Here is a 17,289-nt window from a genome sequence, read left to right on the forward strand (position 1 = left end):
CAGCGTGGAGTAGTTGGTGGTTTCAAACATGGCATAGCTTTTGGAAATAGGGGAATACCGCCCGGACTGACCGGGCAGTGCTCATTTCTAAGTGCCATGAAAAAGGCTCTACTTCTTGCCATTGCTGGGTTGTTATCGGCCGTGGCTCCCGCGCTGGCTTATCCGCCGGCGCCAGCTAATGTTAACTTTTCGTCGGAGCGCGGTGTGCCTTTTAGGCTGGCGCTCGATGGCCGGCCGCTAACGCGGGGCGCGGCCCGGCAAGTACACGTAGACCAGTTGGTACCAGGCGTGCACTGGGCCGATTTCACCCTGCCCGGCCCGTACGGTGGGGCCGTGCGCTTCCGCAGTCGCGTGTGGCTGGAGCCGGGCCTCGAAACGTCGTTTGTGCTGATTGCCCGGCCCGGCTATCCGCTCGCCCTGCGCCAGGTAGATGCCGTAGCCCTGTGCCGCCCCTACGGCTGCCGCAGCTACGGCAACAGGCGCTACAACGGCGGTGGGAATTACTACAATAGCCCCGCTCCCTACGACCAGGGCGGCCCAGACTACGGCAGCCCGGCCAACGGCAATGCACTCCCAAACGGCTACGACAACGGGTCCGACTATGATGAAGGCGACGATGATGGCAGCGGTTACTACCCCGGCTCGGCCGTGAGCAGCTACCGGACTTTGCCGCCGCAGGAGGTGAATAGCTTGGTGCAGGCTGTGCGGCGGCAGCGCTTCGAAGCCAACAAGCTGAGCACGGCGAAGGAAGCCCTGGGGGCAGGAGCCATCCAGACCGAAGACCTGAAGCGCCTTTTGCTGGCGCTCGAATTTGAAGCTTCGCGGGTGGAGCTGGCCAAGTTTGCCTACCCGCACGTGACGGACCCACAGAATTTTAACCGGGTGTACCAGGCCTTCAACTACGAGGCCAGCAAGCAGGAGGTACAGCAGGCCGTGAGCGCCGCGCCGCAGCGGTAACCAGTGTATTCTGGGAATGTAAAAGGGCCGCTGTCGTGATGACAGCGGCCCTTTTGGTTATAGAGGATTTGTGCTTGCTGCTTCGGGCTAGCGCAGGCGGTCGGCGCTGCGCACCAGCTGTTCGTCGCGGCGGATAAAGCGGTTGGCCAGCAGGTTGAGCAGCAGGCCCAGGGTAGGCAGGTAGAAGCCGGCTTGGGCCTTGCCTTCCAGCTTGAGGTTAAGCAGCTGCTCGCCCTTGGTGGAAAAGTAGAACGCGGCACCCAGGGTAGCAGTGATGAGCAGCAGGTTGACGGAGCCCAACAGGAGCTGCTTGAGGCGGTTGCGGAACTGAAAAATCTCGTAGATGGCCACGGCGGCCGAGGTGAGGGCCAGCAGGCCGATAACCCAGATGGGGCCCATGTTGGCCGGCAGCTGCAGGCCTTTGGCCTCGAAGCCGAAGGCGGTGAGGGTAAGCTCCTGGTTGGTGAGGCCGTCGATTTTATGCCACAGCGGCAAGGCTAACACGCTGAGCATGGCCAAAGCCAGCAACAGTAGAAACACGCTTTGGATTCTTTGTATCATCTTTGTTGTAGTGTAGATAGTGTCCGGGCTTGTGCCGGGGCCACAAATTTAGTCCCATCCGGCGCTTGCGCCGCTATTGATACCTACGAATGCCAACTGCTTATGTCGTGGACGCGGTGCGTACCCCGATTGGAAAATTTGCCGGCGCTCTGAGCAGCGTCCGCCCCGACGATTTGGCCGCCCACGTACTTCGTGAACTGCTGCGCCGCAATCCTTCCGTTGATAAAAGTGCCGTGGAGGACGTCATTATTGGCGCTGCCAACCAAGCCGGGGAAGATAACCGCAACGTGGCCCGCATGGCCGCGCTGCTGGCCGGCCTGCCCATCACGGTGCCCGGCAACACGGTGAACCGCCTCTGCGCTTCGGGCTTGCAAAGCATCATGGATGCGGCTCGGGCCATCAAATGCGGCGAGGGTGATGTGTACTTGGCCGGGGGTGCTGAGAGCATGACCCGCGCCCCTTTTGTGATGGCCAAGTCGGAATCGGCCTTCGGGCGCGAGCTGACGGCTCACGATACGACCCTGGGCTGGCGCTTCACCAACCCGCGGCTGAGCAAGCTGCACTACCCGTTTGCCATGGGCCAAACAGCCGAGAACGTGGCCCGGCAATTCAACGTGAGCCGCCAGGAGCAGGATGCCTACGCCTTTGAGAGCCAGCGCCGGTACGCCCGCGCCCTGGAAAAGGGCCGGTTCCGCAAGGAAATCGTGCCCGTGTTCATTCCGCAGCCCAAGGGCGACACGGCGCTGTTTGATGCCGACGAGCAGCCCCGCTTCTCGTCGCTCGAAAAGCTGGCCACCCTCAAGCCCGCCTTCCAGCCCGAAGGCGGCACCGTGACGGCCGGTAACTCGGCGGGCATCAACGACGGGGCAGCGGCGGCGCTGCTGGTGAGCGAGCAGGCCCTGACGCGCTACAACCTCAAGCCCCTGGCCCGGGTAGTGGCGTCGGCCGTGATTGGCGTCGACCCGTCGGTGATGGGGCTCGGGCCCATTCCGGTCACGCACAAGGTGCTGCAACGGGCGGGCCTGACCCTGGCCGACATCGACCTGATTGAGTTGAACGAGGCCTTTGCGGCCCAGAGCATCGTCTGCATCCGCGAGCTGGGCCTGGACCCGGCCAAGGTGAACGTGAACGGCGGCTCCATTGCCATGGGCCACCCGCTGGGCAGCTCGGGGGCGCGCATCACGGCCACGCTGCTGCACGAGATGCACCGCCGCGAAAACATGCGCTACGGCCTGGCCGTGATGTGCGTGGGCGTAGGCCAGGGAGCCGCCGTGATTTACGAGAAGCTGTAAGCACGAAAAACTCCCCTCCTTACCAAGGAGGGGAGTTTTCGCGCAGCGAAAACGGGGGTGGTTGTGGGCGTTGCACGCTGGCGGAACGAGTTGTTCTACCGATGCGGACGCCCACAACCACCCCCGTTTCAGCTGGCGCTGAAACATCCCCTCCTTGGTAAGGAGGGGAGTTTTTTTATGCTGCCGCTGTACTGTCTTTCTCGGCTGCGGGAGTGGGGGCTTGCAGCAGGTCCAGGCGGAAGTAGGAGGTGCAGCGGCCCTCGTCGCGCGGGAATTGGGCGGCCACCAGCTTCACGGCGTCGGTGAGGCGGGCGGTGAGGTTCTGGCGGTGCAGTTGGGCTTCGGCGCGGGCCTTGGCGGTTTGCTCGTCGCCGACGCCGGTGCCGTCGCGGCCGGCCTTGAAGGCGGTGTAGAACCCAGCGTAGAGGGCGGGGTCGAACTCGGGGCCGAGGGTGGCAGCGTGGGTGGCGGCGGCCGTTTGGGCGCGCTCGAAGAGCAGGTCGGCGGTGAGCAGGGTCGCGCGGCCGTACTCCTGGCGGCCGTTGGGGAAGAAGGCCAAGCCGATGGCGGGGTTCTTTTTGCTCTTGTAGGCGATGAGGTCCTCGTCTTCTTCGAGCTGGTGCTGTAAGTCGGCCAGGGCGCCCCACATTTGTTGGGCACTGGTGCGGCGCTGGCTGATGCCGGCATCGGCGTCGCTCACGGCGCCAAACAGGGCCGTGTAGTAGGTGGTGAGGTCGGTGATGAGCGCGGCAAACACGCCGCCGGGGTTATCGAGGGTGAGGCGCTGGATGACGCTGAGCGTGAATTTTTGCAGGCGCGGCAAGGTCACGTCCCGGGTGGCGAAATAGTCGGAGTTGAAAAACGGCGTGGGGTCGAGCATGGCAGAAGGCGCGTCAGTAAAAAAGAACATGAGGCTGGCCTTGTGGGGCTGACGCAGCACAAGGATACAATTATTTATTAGTATTCAAGCTGCTGCTCTCCGAGAAGTTTCGCTGCTGCCGGGGCGCAGGTCCGCCTACGGCCCGTAGGGTGCCCATAAGCACCGCCGTGGGGGTGCCTACGGGGCGTAAGGTGCCCGGCGGCGCTGCCGACACGTCCCCTGCGCCCCGTAATCGGGCTGTCGCCGTTGTCGCCGGGTAGGCTACGAGACGTCGGGGACGTGTCGGCAGCGGCGACAAGGCTCCGACGGGCTGTAGAGACGCGCCCCTTCGCGTCTCGGCGTCCGCGCTGTTCGGTGGTCGCCACCCGATGCCAGTGCTCGTCGCCTGACGGTTATCGTTCAACGCGGAGACGCGAAGGGTCGCGTCTCTACATCGTGCGGGGGCCTGTACTTTTGTTGACCCATGCGTTATTTTCTTCACCTCGCCTACGACGGCACGCGCTACCACGGCTGGCAGGTGCAGCCCAATACCCTCACCGTGCAGGCCGAAGTGGACCGCTGCCTGAGCCAGGTGCTGCGCCAGCCCACTCACAGCCTGGGCAGCGGGCGCACCGATACCGGGGTGCACGCCAGCCACCAGGTGGCCCATTTCGAGGCCGACCTGCCCGAAAGCCTGACCCTGGACCTGCTGCTCTACCGCCTGCGCCGGGCACTGCCGACCGACATCGGCGCGCTGCGCCTGCACCCGGTGGCCGCTGATGCCCACGCCCGCTTTTCGGCCGAAGAGCGCACCTACGAGTATTTTGTGGTCGTCCAGCCCGACCCGTTTCGGCGCGACCACGCCCTGTACGTGGACCGGCCGCTGGATGTGGCCGCCATGAACGCGGCGGCGGCCTGCCTGATCGGGCAGTTCGATTTCACCTCGTTTTCCAAAGTGAAGGGGGGCGAAAACCACTACGTGTGCTACTGCTACGAAGCCGGCTGGCATGCCGCGCCGGGCGGCGTGGTGTTCCGCATTCGGGCTAACCGCTTCGTGCGGGGCATGGTGCGACTGGTGGTGGGCACGCTGCTGGACGTGGGCCGGGGCAAGATGACGCCGCGCGAATTTCAGGAGCTGCTGTGGGCCCAGCGGCGGGTCGATGCCGGCGGCGCGGCCCCGGCGCGGGGGCTGTTTCTGAGCAAAGTAGAATACGGGCCGGGCATCGTGCCAGCGGCGTAGCAAGTAGGGTCCGCAACACTTTTCGGACCCTAACACTGTTTCCTCCCGACCTTTGCTCCCACTTATGGACCCTACTACTTCCGCTACTAAAACCGGCCAGGTATTCGACTGGGCCGTGCTGCGCCGCCTGCTGACCTACGTGCGCCCCTACCGGCGCATCTTCATCGGCCTGATTGCGCTCACCGTAGCCACAGCCGTGCTGGGCACTATCCGGCCGTTTCTCATTCAGCGGATGGTCGATGTCAGCATCGAGCAAGGGGACATGAAGGGCCTCAACACCATGTTTCTGCTGCTGCTGGTGATGCTGGTGGCCCACACCGGAGTTAGTTATTTGCAGACGTACTACGGCGGCTGGCTGGGCCAGTACATCGTGCGCGACATCCGCACCGACCTTTACCAGCACCTGCTCAAGCTTAAGTTGAGCTTCTTCGACCGCACGCCCATCGGGGTGCTGGTCACGCGCAACATTTCGGATGTGGAAACGCTGTCCGACGTGTTCAGCGAAGGCCTGGCGGCCATGGCGGGCGACATTTTGCAGTTGCTTTTCATCATGGGCTTCATGTTTTACATCGACTGGCGGCTAACGTTGGTGAGCCTCTCCGTGATTCCGCCGCTGCTCTTCTCGACGTACGTGTTCAAGGAGAAAATAAAGACGTCGTTTCAGGACGTGCGCACGGCCGTGGCCAAGCTCAACTCCTTCGTGCAGGAACACCTGACGGGCATGAACGTGGTTCAGATTTTCAACAACGAGGAGCGCGAGTTCCGCAAGTTCGAGGCCATCAACAAGGAGCACACCGAGGCCAATATTCGCTCCGTGCTCTACTACAGCATTTACTTTCCGGTGGCCGAAGTGCTGGGCGCCATCGGCGTGGGCCTGCTGGTGTGGTACGCCGCGCAGGGCCAGATTGAGGGCTCCATCTCCAAGGGCGCGCTCATTGCCTTCATTATGTACAACGCGCTGTTTTTCCGTCCCATCCGCCAGATTGCCGACCGGTTCAACACCCTCCAGCTGGGCCTGGTGAGCACCGAGCGCCTGCTGAAGCTGCTCGACAACAAGGACCTCGTGGCCACCACCGGCACCTACGCGCCGGCCGAAATCAAGGGCGACGTCGAGTTCAAGCACGTCAAATTTGCCTATAATGAGCCCGAGTGGGTGCTCAAGGATATTAGCTTCCACGTGCAGCCCGGCCAGACCATTGCCTTCGTGGGCGCCACCGGCGCGGGCAAAACCAGCATCATCAACCTGCTGAGCCGCTTCTACGACATCCAGGAAGGCAGCATCTGCATCGATGGCCGCGACCTGCGCGACTACGACCTCAGCCTGCTGCGCCGGCAAATCGGCGTCGTGCTCCAGGATGTCTTCCTCTTCGCTGGCAGCATCCGCGACAACATCACGCTCGGCAACAAAACCATCACCGACGCCCAAATTTGGGAAGCGGCCGACCTCGTGGGTGCTCGCCGCTTCATCGAGCGCCTCCCCGGCTCCCTCGACTACCCCGTGATGGAGCGCGGCGCCACACTGTCGGTCGGCCAGCGCCAGCTCATCAGCTTCGTGCGCGCCATGGTGTACCAGCCCCGCGTCATCGTGCTCGACGAAGCCACCTCGTCCGTCGATTCCGAGACCGAGGAACTGATTCAATCGGCCATCGAAAAGCTGATGCAGGGCCGCACCTCCCTCGTCATCGCCCACCGCCTGAGCACCATTCAGAAAGCCGATAAAATCATCGTGCTCGACAAAGGCGAAATCAAGGAAACCGGCACCCATGAGGAGCTGCTGCGCCTCGAAAACGGCTACTACGCCCAGCTCTACCGCATGCAATACGTGGTAGCAGATAGCGCGGCGCTCAATGAGGAACTGAAAACAAAGAATGACGAATGAAGAATTAGCTGGCAACGCCCGCCCCGCAAGCTTATACCACCTGATTTCTCATCAAGCGCAGCCGTAAAATGACCCGCTATTTATTTCTCGCTATCATTCTGCTCACGTTGGTCGCGGCCGGCGCCTATGTGTACCTAGGCGGCACCCGCGAGCCCAGCGTTGCCCTCGAAACCACCTCCGCCCCGCTCTACCTGGCCGGCCAACCCTTCCACGGCTCGGTGCGCGACGAGAAATTTGGCCAGCTGTTTCGCCAGGCCAAAGAAGCGCAGGCCCGCCTCCAGGGCGACCTGACCAACCTCTACCTCAACAACCCCGAAACGACGCACGATACCATCACCGCCTTCATCGGCCTGACCGCAGCAGATACCACCCGGCCGCTGCCCACCGGCTTCCGCTACCGCCTCGTGCCTGCCGGCCAGCGCGTCATGGTAGCCCGCCTCACCGGCGTGAGCTACCTGCTGGCCCCCAACAAGCTCTACCCCGCCGCCCTGGAGGCCATAAAAGCCCAGAAGCTCACGCAGCGCGGCGATTTTTACCTGGAGCGCTTCAGCGAGAATGAAGCCTCCGAAATGTGGGTTGGGGTCAAATAAGGTTGGCTATTTCCTGTCAGTAAAAACCAGTTAGCGGGGCTAAGCGTCAATAAAAAACCCTCAACTAAATAGTTGAGGGTTTTTTATTGACGCTTTATTCAGACTAGCGGCCGAAGTAGTAGGTACCCCCGAAGAGAAGCTCGCTCAAGCCAAACCTCGCCCCAAAATTGCTAACCTTTCTTTCCGTTCCGTCCGGGTCGTTGTTACGCTCCTGGTTCAATTGGTCATAGCCTAAGCTACCAATTGAGGCACTGATACCAAATTTGGGAACTGGGAAGAAAATGACGCCGGGAGTTATTCCGGCATAGAAACCATTGCCTTTGGTCTCTATGATGTTATTATTCAAGTTGCTGGCGTACGATGGCGTGAATGTATTCTGGTAGCCTGCGCCAAGCGTCCCTAATATGCCAAATTGCTCGCTGAGCATTTTATAATACTGTAGGTATGGTCCTATCCGATACTGAGTAGCGGCATCTAGGGAATTAGGGCTAGAGGTTCCTGGACCGGTAAATTTTACCGAAGATTTTGTAGCCGCGTAGCTTAGTTGTAGACCAATTGCCAGATTGTCGGCAAAGAAGTAGCCCACCGAGGGGGTTACTCAGTCTTTATACTTAGCGCCCAATAAAAGAGCCTGTATTATTACTTAATTACTTCCCGCCAAACCTCTTATAGAAACCTTAAAAAAGCATTCCAGTAGAGTTTAAGGGTACCAAGATGATGCTGGAGCAGCCAGCCAAATGGCCCGCACCCTCAGGCATCACCGCGGTTCAACAGCCGCTCAGCTGCTCACCTAACCTTACAGGACTCATATGCTAGCTATGAATTTTAGGGGCCCCAAGCGGGTCCGTGCCAGTCAGAAACCCATGCCCGAGATAAAGCATCCCGAAGATGCCATCGTGCGGGTCACCCGCTCCTGTATTTGCGGCTCCGACCTGCACCTCTACAACGGCAACGTACCCGACACCCGAGTGGGGATGACGTTTGGGCACGAATTCACCGGCGTAGTGGAGGAAATCGGCTCAGAGGTAACCAAAGTAAAAGTCGGCGACCACGTGCTCGTACCGTTCAACATTGCCTGCGGCCGCTGCATTTTCTGCAAGCAGGGCTTGTTTGGCAACTGCCACGAGTCGAACCCGGAGGCTACCGCAGTCGGCGGCATTTATGGCTACTCCCACACCGCCGGGGGGCACAACGGCGGCCAGGCCGAATACGCTCGCGTGCCCTACGCCAATGTGGGGCCGACCGTCATCCCACCCGGCATGGACCCCGACGATGCCGTGATGCTAACCGACGTGGTGCCCACTGGCTACCAGGCGGCCGAAATGGCGGGCATCCAGCCCGGCGATACGGTGGTGGTTTTCGGGGCCGGCCCGGTAGGCATCATGGCCGCCCGGTGTTCTTGGCTGTTTGGCGCTGGCCGCGTCATCGTCATCGACCACGTCGATTACCGCCTGGAATTTGTGCGCAACTATGCCAATTGCGAAGCTTATAACTTCCGGGAGTTGGAAGACCCCGTCGTATTTATCAAGAAAACCACCGATTGGATTGGAGCCGACGTGTGCATTGATGCCGTGGGGGCCGAAGCCGCCGGCAATGCCCTGCAAACCATTACTGGCCGCAAAACGCTGCTGCAAGCCGGCTCCGCCACGGCCCTGCACTGGGCCATCAATGCCGTGCGCAAAGGCGGCGTTGTTTCCATAGTGGGCGTATACGGCCCCACCGACAACCTCGTGCCCATTGGCAACGTGGTGAACAAAGGCATCACCATCCGCGCCAACCAGTCCTCGGTAAAACGCCTACTGCCCCGCCTCATCGACCATGTGCAGAGCGGCGTGCTCAACCCCAAGGCACTGATTACCCACCGCCTGCCACTGGAGGAAGTAGCCGATGGCTACCGCATTTTCTCCGCCAAGCTGGATAATTGCATCAAACCCGTTCTCATTCCCCCGTCCGCCGGGATGTAAAGCCCCCCAACCATGCAACCAACCACCAAAGACCACCCGCAAATCAACGGCTGGGGCATCGACGCCGACCCGAAAAACGACCCCACCTATCCCATGCGGCAGCGCACCGCCCAGGACCACCAAGGGTATACCTGGGAGCGCCCCGCACAGCAACCCATTGATATCGAGGTGCTGCATTCCAATGAGCGCCCGAACGTATCCGCAGTCTTCGGCACCTCGTCCCCTCCCAGCGGGCTCAGCGGGATGATTCGGCGGTTTGCTTTTAAATACAGCGAAAACAGCTATCTCCACTGGCTCCCTTTGCTGCTCGCCGACCGCGTCAACGTAGTAGAAGGCGTCCTCGACGACCTCGCCCACGGCCACGTCCCGAATATTTTCGCCGAGAAAGGCTACAACGCCCAGTGGAAATACGACAAGAAAAGCCTGATACTGAAGCTGGCAACTGCCACAACCATAGTCGCCGGCACGGTCCTGCTCCTGAGCAGCGGTAAAAGCGGCAAGCGTCTTCCTTCACGAACAGGCCGCTATCGCTAACCCAAGTTGGTCCACTCATTCCCTGAATTGGACTGCTAATGAAAAGAGCCCGCTGAACGATTGGTCAGCGGGCTCTTTCGATTGATAGCTTTAAGTGTCGGGGTGGCAGGATTCGAACCTACGGCCTCGTCGTCCCGAACGACGCGCGCTACCGGGCTGCGCTACACCCCGAAAGCAGGCCTATGGGGCGGCCTGTTTCTTGTTCCAATTTGCGGCCGAAAAAAGCCTCCGAACCCGGAAGTTCGGAGGCTTTAGAGAGCAGCTGCTCTTCCGTCGGAGTGGCAGGATTCGAACCTACGACCTCCAGCACCCCATGCTGGCGCGATACCAGGCTACGCTACACCCCGATTGGTAATTGGAGCGACAAAGGTAAAGCCTTTTTCAAGTATGGCGCAAGCCAAAATCAAATAAAGTTTTGCCAAAACGGCTATTATACACTCATTGTCCTCTCACATGGCACCAGTAATGATAAGCGGCCCCAGAATTGCTTAGCTTTACAATAGCAATTTTACTTCTGCTCAATTCGTACTTATTATTACTATGAAAAAGTTATTACTACTGATGCTGGCCAGCGCCTTGGCGCCTGCAGCCGCTCACGCTCAAGCTACTACTACGCCCAGCGCTACCGTAGTCCCAACTACTCCAGCTAAAGAAGAAGCCATCCTGCCGAATGGTGTAGTAGCTCCCCAACCACCAGCCGGCATAGCGACGCCTGCACCAACTGCCACTACAATTGCCCGCGCCCCCGAAACGCCAGCTGCCAATCCCAATGCTATTAAGGTGAAAGCGGAATCGGCCGCCGGCCGCCTCACCGTGAAGACCGACAACCCAGGCCCCACCCGCGTGGAGGTAACTGATGTGAGTGGCCGCCCGGTAATCACCCATACCATGATGAATGGCCAAGCCCCCGCCGTGCTCAACGTGCGCCAACTGCCTGCTGGCTCCTACATTGTGCGTTGCACCGCTTATGAAAAAACAGGCATGCGTCGGGTTATGATAGGTCAATAAGCCAGTTGTTATCGGCAGTTTAGTAGAGGCAAGCCTGATTTATTCTATACTTGGGCAAGTATCGACGCGGCTGGGTAGATGAAGCAATTCGTTTACCTACCCAACCGCGTTGGAGTGTTGACATGCTGCTGTTTACGAACGGGGATTTATGTTGTTTATTGATATACAATTTGTTAGTTTTCATTAACAAATTGTTACGTACCTCTGCTTCACATTTTGTTAATATTAGCTTTGTAGTCTAATCCTGGGAAATACCTGGAACTAACCACAAAGCTTTTATGAGGACAAGAACTACACTGCTGGTAATAATTAGCTTAGTGCTCTTTGCGAGTACTAACTGCTCGTGGGCGCAAGGGGTCACTACGTCTGCGATAAAGGGCTTAGTACTGGATAGCAAAGGTCAGCCGCTTCCAGGAGCTACCGTGATAGCCACCCACTTACCTTCGGGCACCACTTACGGAAACGCCACGCGGGACAATGGGCAATTCGACTTGCTCAACATGCGCATCGGTGGTCCTTATGAGATTAAGGTTTCCTTTGTCGGCTACGAGACATTCGTAGAAAACAACGTGCAACTGGCCCTCGGTAAGACCTACGAAACCCGCGTCACGCTAAGTGAAGGCGGTGCTCAGAAGCTTAACGAAGTGGTAGTACGTGGCAATCGTGACGGTCAAATCAACCCTGACCGTACAGGAGCCGTGACCAACATTAGCTCGACGGCTATTAGGACGCTGCCCACCATCAGCCGCTCGCAGGAAGACTTCACGCGCCTTACACCCCAGGCCAGCGGCCAGAGCTTTGGTGGGCGGAATACGTTGTATAACAACTTCTCGCTCGACGGCTCCATCTTCAATAACTCGTTTGGGCTGGACTCGCCTACTCCCGGCGGCCAGACTGGCTCTCAGCCCGTGTCGCTCGATGCCATCGAGCAGATTCAGGTGAGCTTGGCACCGTACGACGTGCGGCAGGGCGGCTTCACTGGTGCTGGCATCAATGCCGTAACCAAAAGCGGCACCAACGACTTTAAGGGCACGGCCTACACCTTCTTTCGCAACGAAAACCTGATTGGCGAGCGAATTGAAGGCGCCAAGGTTCAAAATCCCGACCTACAATTCAACCAGTCTGGCTTCGCGCTGGGCGGGCCAATCATTAAAAACAAGCTGTTCTTTTTTACCAACGCGGAACTGACCCGCCAGACCGACCCCGGCCAGACGTTCCGGCCCGCGACCAGCGCGGCCGAAGCGCAACAAGCCCAGAGCGGCCAGCTCAACGGGGTAAGCCGAGTGCTGCAATCGGATTTGGATCTGATTCGCCAGCGCTTGCAGTCGGTGTACGGCTACGACCCCGGCGTTTACCAAGGGTTCAACTACCGCACGTATTCGGATAAGATTCTGGCCAAGCTCGACTGGAACGTCAATCCCTCGAATACTTTCTCCATTCGCTACAACTACCTCAAGAGCTACCGCGAACAGGGACCGCATCCCATTGCCATCGCGCCCTCGTCGCGGGTGCCCGGCGTGAACACGCTACAGTTTTCGAACTCGGGCTACACCATTAACAACAACCTGAACTCCATTGTGGCGGAGTTGAACAGCACGTTCGGCAACGGCAAGTTCAGCAACAAGGCGCAGGCCAGCTACTCAGCTTTCCGCGACAAGCGCGACCTGCCTTCTAGCACGTTCTTCCCCCAGATTGACATTACTCAGGGCGGCACGACCTACACCACGGTGGGCACCGAACAGTTTTCGGCCAATAACCTGCTGAATCAGAACATCTATCAGTTCACGGACAACTTGAGCTACTTCGCGGGGGCACATATCATCACTGGCGGCGTTAACTATGAGCGGTTCAACTTTGTGAACGGCTTCAACCTGCAGCGCTACGGCTACCAGCGGTTGGAAGTAGATTCTCTACTGAAATACACCCAGCCCGGTCAGCCTGGTTTCCTTGACCTGAACGCGCGAGCGGCCGATGGCGGCCGGGCACCCATCAAGCAAGTAGATGTGACTGTGGCTCAACTCGGCCTGTATGTACAGGATGAGTATCAAGTTAACCCTGCCCTGAAGCTGACGTTGGGTGTGCGCGCCGACATGCCCATTTACAGCACCGACGTGGCGCCCAACCCGCAGATTTCGGCGGCTACTTTTCAGAATTCCAAGGGCGAGGCAACAAAGGTGGACGTATCGGAATTTCCCAGCTCGAAGCCGTTGTTTTCGCCCCGTCTAGGCTTCAACTACACCTCGCAGGGCGACGGGGCAAAAACTCAGATTCGGGGCGGCACCGGCATTTTCACGGGCCGTATTCCGTTTGTGTGGATCAGCAACCAGGCTTCTAACTCGCAGTTTGATTTTGCTCCTCCTCCCTTCGGTGGCTCCACTTTTCAAATCAATTCTACGGGCCGCGACTTCCGCTTCCCGCAGGTATGGCGCTCCAACTTGGCCATTGACCAGGAGCTTCCCGGCGGCATCATCGGCACCATCGAAGCCATTTATTCGAAGGACCGTAACGCCGCTATTCATCGCAACTACAACCTCGTAACGCCCACGCAGCAGTTGGCCGGCGCCGACAATCGCCTGATTTACCCGGCCAGCGGACCGCGCATCAATCCGGTGTTTAACGGCCCAGGCAATACCTTCACCTCCCTCAACGCCGGCGTTATTGCGCTGGAAAACACCAACAAAGGCTACCAGTATTCGCTCACGGGCCAGTTACGCAAAGAGTTTGCCAACGGCTTCTACGCTACCGGCGCTTACACCTACTCGCAAGCCAAGGACATTACTTCGAATCCTGGCGAAATTGCTGGCGATGCCTTCCAGCGCCTGCCGGTGGTTAGCAACCCTAACCAGCCGCAGCTCGCATTCAGCGACTTTGGCTTGCAGCACCGCTTTATTGCCGCTGCTGGCCGCCGCTTTGCTTACGCCGACGATAAGTTGGCTACCACAGTCGGCTTCTTCTTCGAGGCGGGCCAAGGCAACCGCTTCAGCTACACCTACGCCGGCGACCTGAACCGCGACGGCATTTCCGGCAATGACCTGATTTTCGTGCCTGCTTCGCCTGACCAAGTCAACTTGGTGCCCTACACCACTTCCACCGGTCAGGTGGTTACCGCCGCCCAGCAATGGCAGCAGCTCGACGCTTACATCAACCAAGACGACTACCTGAGCACGCGTCGGGGGCAATATGCCGAGCGTAACGGTGCCCTCAGTCCCTGGTACACCCAGCTCGATGCTAAGCTAGCCCAGGATTTCTCCATCAAAACCAGCGGCGGGCGCAAGAATACCTTGCAGTTAAGCCTCGATATTCTCAACCTGGGCAACTTGCTCAACCGCAGCTGGGGCAACCGCCAGTTTGTGGGCAATAACCGCCTCATCGAAACCAACTATTCCGTGGCCACTCCTAACACCCCGGAGTACACCTTCCGCGGGGGCAACCAGACGTTCTTCACGAGCACTGACTTGGCTAGCCGCTGGCGGGCGCAAGTGGGCGTACGCTACATCTTTGACTAAGCGCTGCTTCCCAATTCGTTTTGGACGCCCCGGCAAAAACTGCCGGGGCGTTTTTATTTTTCGGAAGGCTCGCTAGTTAATGGTTCCAGAAGGTCCCAGCGGTTACCGTACAGGTCTTCGAAGACGGCAACGTGGCCGTAAGGTTCGGTCCGAGGGGCCTTCCTGAAAGCGCAGGCCGCGGGCTTGCAGAGCGGCATAGTCGCGCCAGAAGTCGTCGGTGTGCAGGAACAGCCATACCCGCCTGGCCCCCTGGCCACCGATGCCACGTTTCTCCTCCTCGGTTACGGCGGCGGCTAATAGCAGGCTACAGCCTGTCGGGCCCGGTGGGGCTACTAGTACCCAGCGCTTACTGTCATCCAAGGCTTGGTCGGCAATGAGAGTGAAGCCCAATACCTGGGTATAAAAGGCAATGGCTTCATCGTAGTCGCGGACGAGCAACGCAACGTGGGCCAGACGCTGGTTCATAAGCAGATATATTACGCTTCCTCAGTCTGCAATTGCCGGTCGTAGAGCGCCCGGTACAGCCCGTCGGTTTCGGTCATCAGGGCTTCGTGGGTACCGTGCTGCACAATCACGCCGTCGTCAAGCACCAGAATTTCATCGGCCAGCTTTACGGAACTCACGCGGTGCGAAATGATGAGGCTGGTCCGCTCAGCCATGATGCGCTGCAGGCTGCCGAGAATGGCATTTTCAGTTTTGGTATCCACGGCGGAAAGTGAGTCATCCAGAATCAGGATTTTTGGCTCTTTCACCAAGGCGCGGGCCATGCTCACCCGCTGCTTCTGGCCACCGGAGAGAGTGATGCCGCGCTCTCCCACTTTGGTGTCGAATCCTTCTGGAAAAGCCATAATGTTTTCATACACATCGGCGTCCTTGGCGGCTTGCAGCATCCGGGCCTCCTCGGGTTGGTCGAGGCCGAAGTTAATGTTGTTGCGGATGGTGTCGGAGAAAAGGAATACGTCCTGGGGCACGTAGCCAATCTGGCCTCGCAGTGCCGTTAGAGAATAGTCGCGCACGTCGGTCCCATCAACTTTGATATGGCCAGCCGAAACATCGTAAAGGCGGCAGAGCAGCGCGGCCACCGTGCTTTTGCCCGAGCCGGTATTGCCGATAACCGCTAGGGTCTGGCCCGGCCGCACCCGGAAACTCACGTCTTTCAGAGCCTGAATTCCGGTGTCGGGATAGGTGAAAGAAACGTGGTCGAACACAATGTCACCAACTAGCTCGCGCTGCGCGTTCTGGCGCGAAACAATGTCGGTTTTCTGGTTCAGAAACTCGTTGATCCGAGCCTGCGACGCCTCGGCCCGTTGCACCAATGACGACGTCCAGCCCAGCGCCGTCACGGGCCAAGTGAGCAGGTTCACGTAAATCAGAAACTCCGCGATGGTCCCCGTGGTAATGGTGCCTCGGATAACTTCCTGCCCACCCACCCAAACCGTGATGAGAGTACTTAGGCCAATGAGGAAGAGGATGAGCGGGAAAAACAGTGAGTTGACGAAGTTCAAGCTCAGCGACTTCTCCTTGTACTCATTGCTGGCCGCCGCAAACTGCGCGTGCGAATCGGCCTCTCGCACGAAGGATTTCAGGACCCGAATACCCGAAAAGGCTTCCTGCACGAAGGTGGTCATGCCCGATAAGGCGCGCTGAATTTCGTCGGACTTTCGCTCAATTAAGTTATTCACATAGAAGATGCTAACCGACAAAATGGGCAGGGGCAGCAAGGTGTACAGCGTCAGTTTCACATTCACCATGAGCATGAGCGGCACGATGAGCAGGAATAGCAACACCAATTGCAGGAAATACATGATGGCCGGCCCGAGGTACATCCGCACACGGCTCACGTCTTCGGAAATGCGTGACATCAGGTCGCCGGTGCTGTGGCGGCGGTAGAAGCTGAGCGGCAGTGACTGGTAATGCTGATAAATCTGGTTCTTCTGGTCATTTTCGATGTGCCGCGACATTACAATAAGCGTCTGGCGCATGAAAAACAGGAAGATGCCGCGCAACAAGGCCAGCACGATAATGAGCATCCCGTAAAAGAGCACGTTGCGCCCAAACAGCTGATACACGCCACTCTGAGCCTGCGTGCCAGCGTAAAGATGATAGAGGTCGATGCCTTCATTTACCAAATCGAAAGCGTAACGCACCAGCTGAGCCGGAAAAATGGCCAGCAAAGTGCTCAGCGCTACGAAAAGCACTCCGGCTACGAAATGCCACTTATAACGAAAAATGAATGGATTAACAGCGGATAGTGCGCGCACGGACAAGACAGGAAAGGGGCCGGTTTGGGAAAATAAGGGTACTTTTGCGGCCTGAAACGTTAGGTCAACGGTCAATCAGAACGTCCTGCTAAGTGCAGCCGAAGCATCTCGCGTGCTTCGTTAAACGATTGAATCTTGTTGTGCGGGCGAGATGCTTCGGCTGCGCTCAACAGGACATTCGCGTTTAACAACCTTGACGTTCCGGTTTCTCCGTATAAGACCTAACAAAGTTACGCTGCACTGTTCTCAACCTATCCTTTTCCCAATTCCCACCAACCCATTCACTCATCCCCATGATTGAAGCCCAAACCCTGGCTCCAGAAGCCATTTTCGGTCAAATTGCTGAGCACCAGCATGAACAAGTCGTGTTTTGCCACGACCACGAGACGGGCCTGAAGGCCATTATCGGCATTCACAACACCGTGCTCGGGCCAGCACTCGGCGGTACCCGCATGTGGCACTATGCCAGCGACATGGAAGCACTCAATGACGTGCTGCGCCTCTCGCGGGGGATGACCTACAAGGCTGCCATCTCCGGCCTGAACCTGGGCGGCGGCAAGGCCGTCATCATCGGTGATGCGAAGACGATGAAGACGGAAGCGCTGCTGCGCAAGTTTGGTCGGTTCGTGAAGAACCTC

At 58.7% G+C, this 17,289-nt stretch carries 15 protein-coding genes and 2 tRNA genes; 10 read left to right on the top strand and 7 right to left on the bottom strand.

Annotated elements, in window-relative coordinates:
- The first annotated feature begins 96 nt into the window (after window positions 1–96).
- Window positions 97–957, top strand: a complete 861-nt coding sequence (locus WX88_RS09190; protein WP_046244036.1) for a DUF4476 domain-containing protein — start codon at window positions 97–99, stop codon at window positions 955–957.
- An 87-nt stretch (window positions 958–1,044) separates the two neighbouring features.
- On the opposite strand, the gene WX88_RS09195 is transcribed toward WX88_RS09190, so the two are convergent.
- A complete protein-coding gene (locus WX88_RS09195; RefSeq protein WP_046244037.1) occupies window positions 1,045–1,518 on the bottom strand; it encodes a DUF4293 domain-containing protein in 474 nt (157 codons plus the stop codon).
- Between the two features lie 89 nt (window positions 1,519–1,607).
- Between WX88_RS09195 and WX88_RS09200 the strand changes: the two genes are divergently transcribed.
- Complete coding sequence (locus tag WX88_RS09200) at window positions 1,608–2,810, top strand: thiolase family protein (protein WP_046244038.1); 1,203 nt, start codon at window positions 1,608–1,610, stop codon at window positions 2,808–2,810.
- 175 nt (window positions 2,811–2,985) lie between these two features.
- On the opposite strand, the gene WX88_RS09205 is transcribed toward WX88_RS09200, so the two are convergent.
- Window positions 2,986–3,720, bottom strand: coding sequence for a hypothetical protein (locus WX88_RS09205; protein WP_197076728.1), 735 nt, complete (start codon window positions 3,718–3,720; stop codon window positions 2,986–2,988).
- 433 nt (window positions 3,721–4,153) lie between these two features.
- On the opposite strand from WX88_RS09205, the gene truA reads away from it, so the two are divergent.
- From truA to WX88_RS09220, 3 genes are all read left to right on the top strand, one after another.
- A complete protein-coding gene (gene truA, locus WX88_RS09210) occupies window positions 4,154–4,909 on the top strand; it encodes a tRNA pseudouridine(38-40) synthase TruA (RefSeq protein WP_046244040.1) in 756 nt (251 codons plus the stop codon).
- A 64-nt stretch (window positions 4,910–4,973) separates the two neighbouring features.
- Window positions 4,974–6,788 (top strand): ABC transporter ATP-binding protein, encoded by a 1,815-nt coding sequence (locus WX88_RS09215; protein ID WP_046244041.1) that lies wholly within the window; start codon window positions 4,974–4,976, stop codon window positions 6,786–6,788.
- A 68-nt stretch (window positions 6,789–6,856) separates the two neighbouring features.
- Window positions 6,857–7,378 carry a GyrI-like domain-containing protein gene (locus tag WX88_RS09220; RefSeq protein ID WP_046244042.1) on the top strand — a complete coding sequence of 174 codons (522 nt, stop codon included), beginning with the start codon at window positions 6,857–6,859 and terminating at the stop codon, window positions 7,376–7,378.
- Window positions 7,379–7,481: 103 nt separating this feature from the next.
- On the opposite strand, the gene WX88_RS09225 is transcribed toward WX88_RS09220, so the two are convergent.
- On the bottom strand, window positions 7,482–7,964 hold the full coding sequence (locus tag WX88_RS09225; RefSeq protein ID WP_156176029.1) for an outer membrane beta-barrel protein: 483 nt from the start codon (window positions 7,962–7,964) through the stop codon (window positions 7,482–7,484).
- A gap of 223 nt (window positions 7,965–8,187) precedes the next feature.
- On the opposite strand from WX88_RS09225, the gene WX88_RS09230 reads away from it, so the two are divergent.
- Window positions 8,188–9,342 carry a zinc-dependent alcohol dehydrogenase gene (locus WX88_RS09230; RefSeq protein ID WP_046244044.1) on the top strand — a complete coding sequence of 385 codons (1,155 nt, stop codon included), beginning with the start codon at window positions 8,188–8,190 and terminating at the stop codon, window positions 9,340–9,342.
- Window positions 9,343–9,354: 12 nt separating this feature from the next.
- Complete coding sequence (locus WX88_RS09235) at window positions 9,355–9,876, top strand: hypothetical protein (protein WP_046244045.1); 522 nt, start codon at window positions 9,355–9,357, stop codon at window positions 9,874–9,876.
- A gap of 97 nt (window positions 9,877–9,973) precedes the next feature.
- On the opposite strand, the gene WX88_RS09240 is transcribed toward WX88_RS09235, so the two are convergent.
- Together WX88_RS09240 and WX88_RS09245 are read right to left on the bottom strand one after the other, a co-directional pair.
- A tRNA-Pro gene (locus WX88_RS09240) sits at window positions 9,974–10,047 on the bottom strand.
- A gap of 102 nt (window positions 10,048–10,149) precedes the next feature.
- A tRNA-Pro gene (locus WX88_RS09245) sits at window positions 10,150–10,223 on the bottom strand.
- A gap of 193 nt (window positions 10,224–10,416) precedes the next feature.
- Between WX88_RS09245 and WX88_RS09250 the strand changes: the two genes are divergently transcribed.
- The gene (locus WX88_RS09250) at window positions 10,417–10,884 is read left to right on the top strand and encodes a T9SS type A sorting domain-containing protein (RefSeq protein ID WP_046244046.1); all 468 of its coding nucleotides are present in this window, start codon (window positions 10,417–10,419) and stop codon (window positions 10,882–10,884) included.
- A gap of 278 nt (window positions 10,885–11,162) precedes the next feature.
- A complete protein-coding gene (locus WX88_RS09255; protein ID WP_046244047.1) occupies window positions 11,163–14,390 on the top strand; it encodes a TonB-dependent receptor in 3,228 nt (1,075 codons plus the stop codon).
- Between the two features lie 102 nt (window positions 14,391–14,492).
- Here the strand turns inward: WX88_RS09255 and WX88_RS09260 are convergent, their stop codons facing one another.
- Window positions 14,493–14,855, bottom strand: a complete 363-nt coding sequence (locus WX88_RS09260; protein WP_316932318.1) for a VOC family protein — start codon at window positions 14,853–14,855, stop codon at window positions 14,493–14,495.
- 11 nt (window positions 14,856–14,866) lie between these two features.
- A complete protein-coding gene (locus WX88_RS09265; RefSeq protein WP_046244098.1) occupies window positions 14,867–16,651 on the bottom strand; it encodes an ABC transporter ATP-binding protein in 1,785 nt (594 codons plus the stop codon).
- A gap of 293 nt (window positions 16,652–16,944) precedes the next feature.
- Here WX88_RS09265 and WX88_RS09270 point away from each other — a divergent pair.
- A partial coding sequence (locus tag WX88_RS09270) for a Glu/Leu/Phe/Val dehydrogenase dimerization domain-containing protein (protein WP_046244048.1) occupies window positions 16,945–17,289 on the top strand: 345 nt, incomplete at its 3' end.

Source organism: Hymenobacter terrenus, assembly GCF_000972495.1.
In the GTDB taxonomy this organism is placed as follows: domain Bacteria; phylum Bacteroidota; class Bacteroidia; order Cytophagales; family Hymenobacteraceae; genus Hymenobacter; species Hymenobacter terrenus.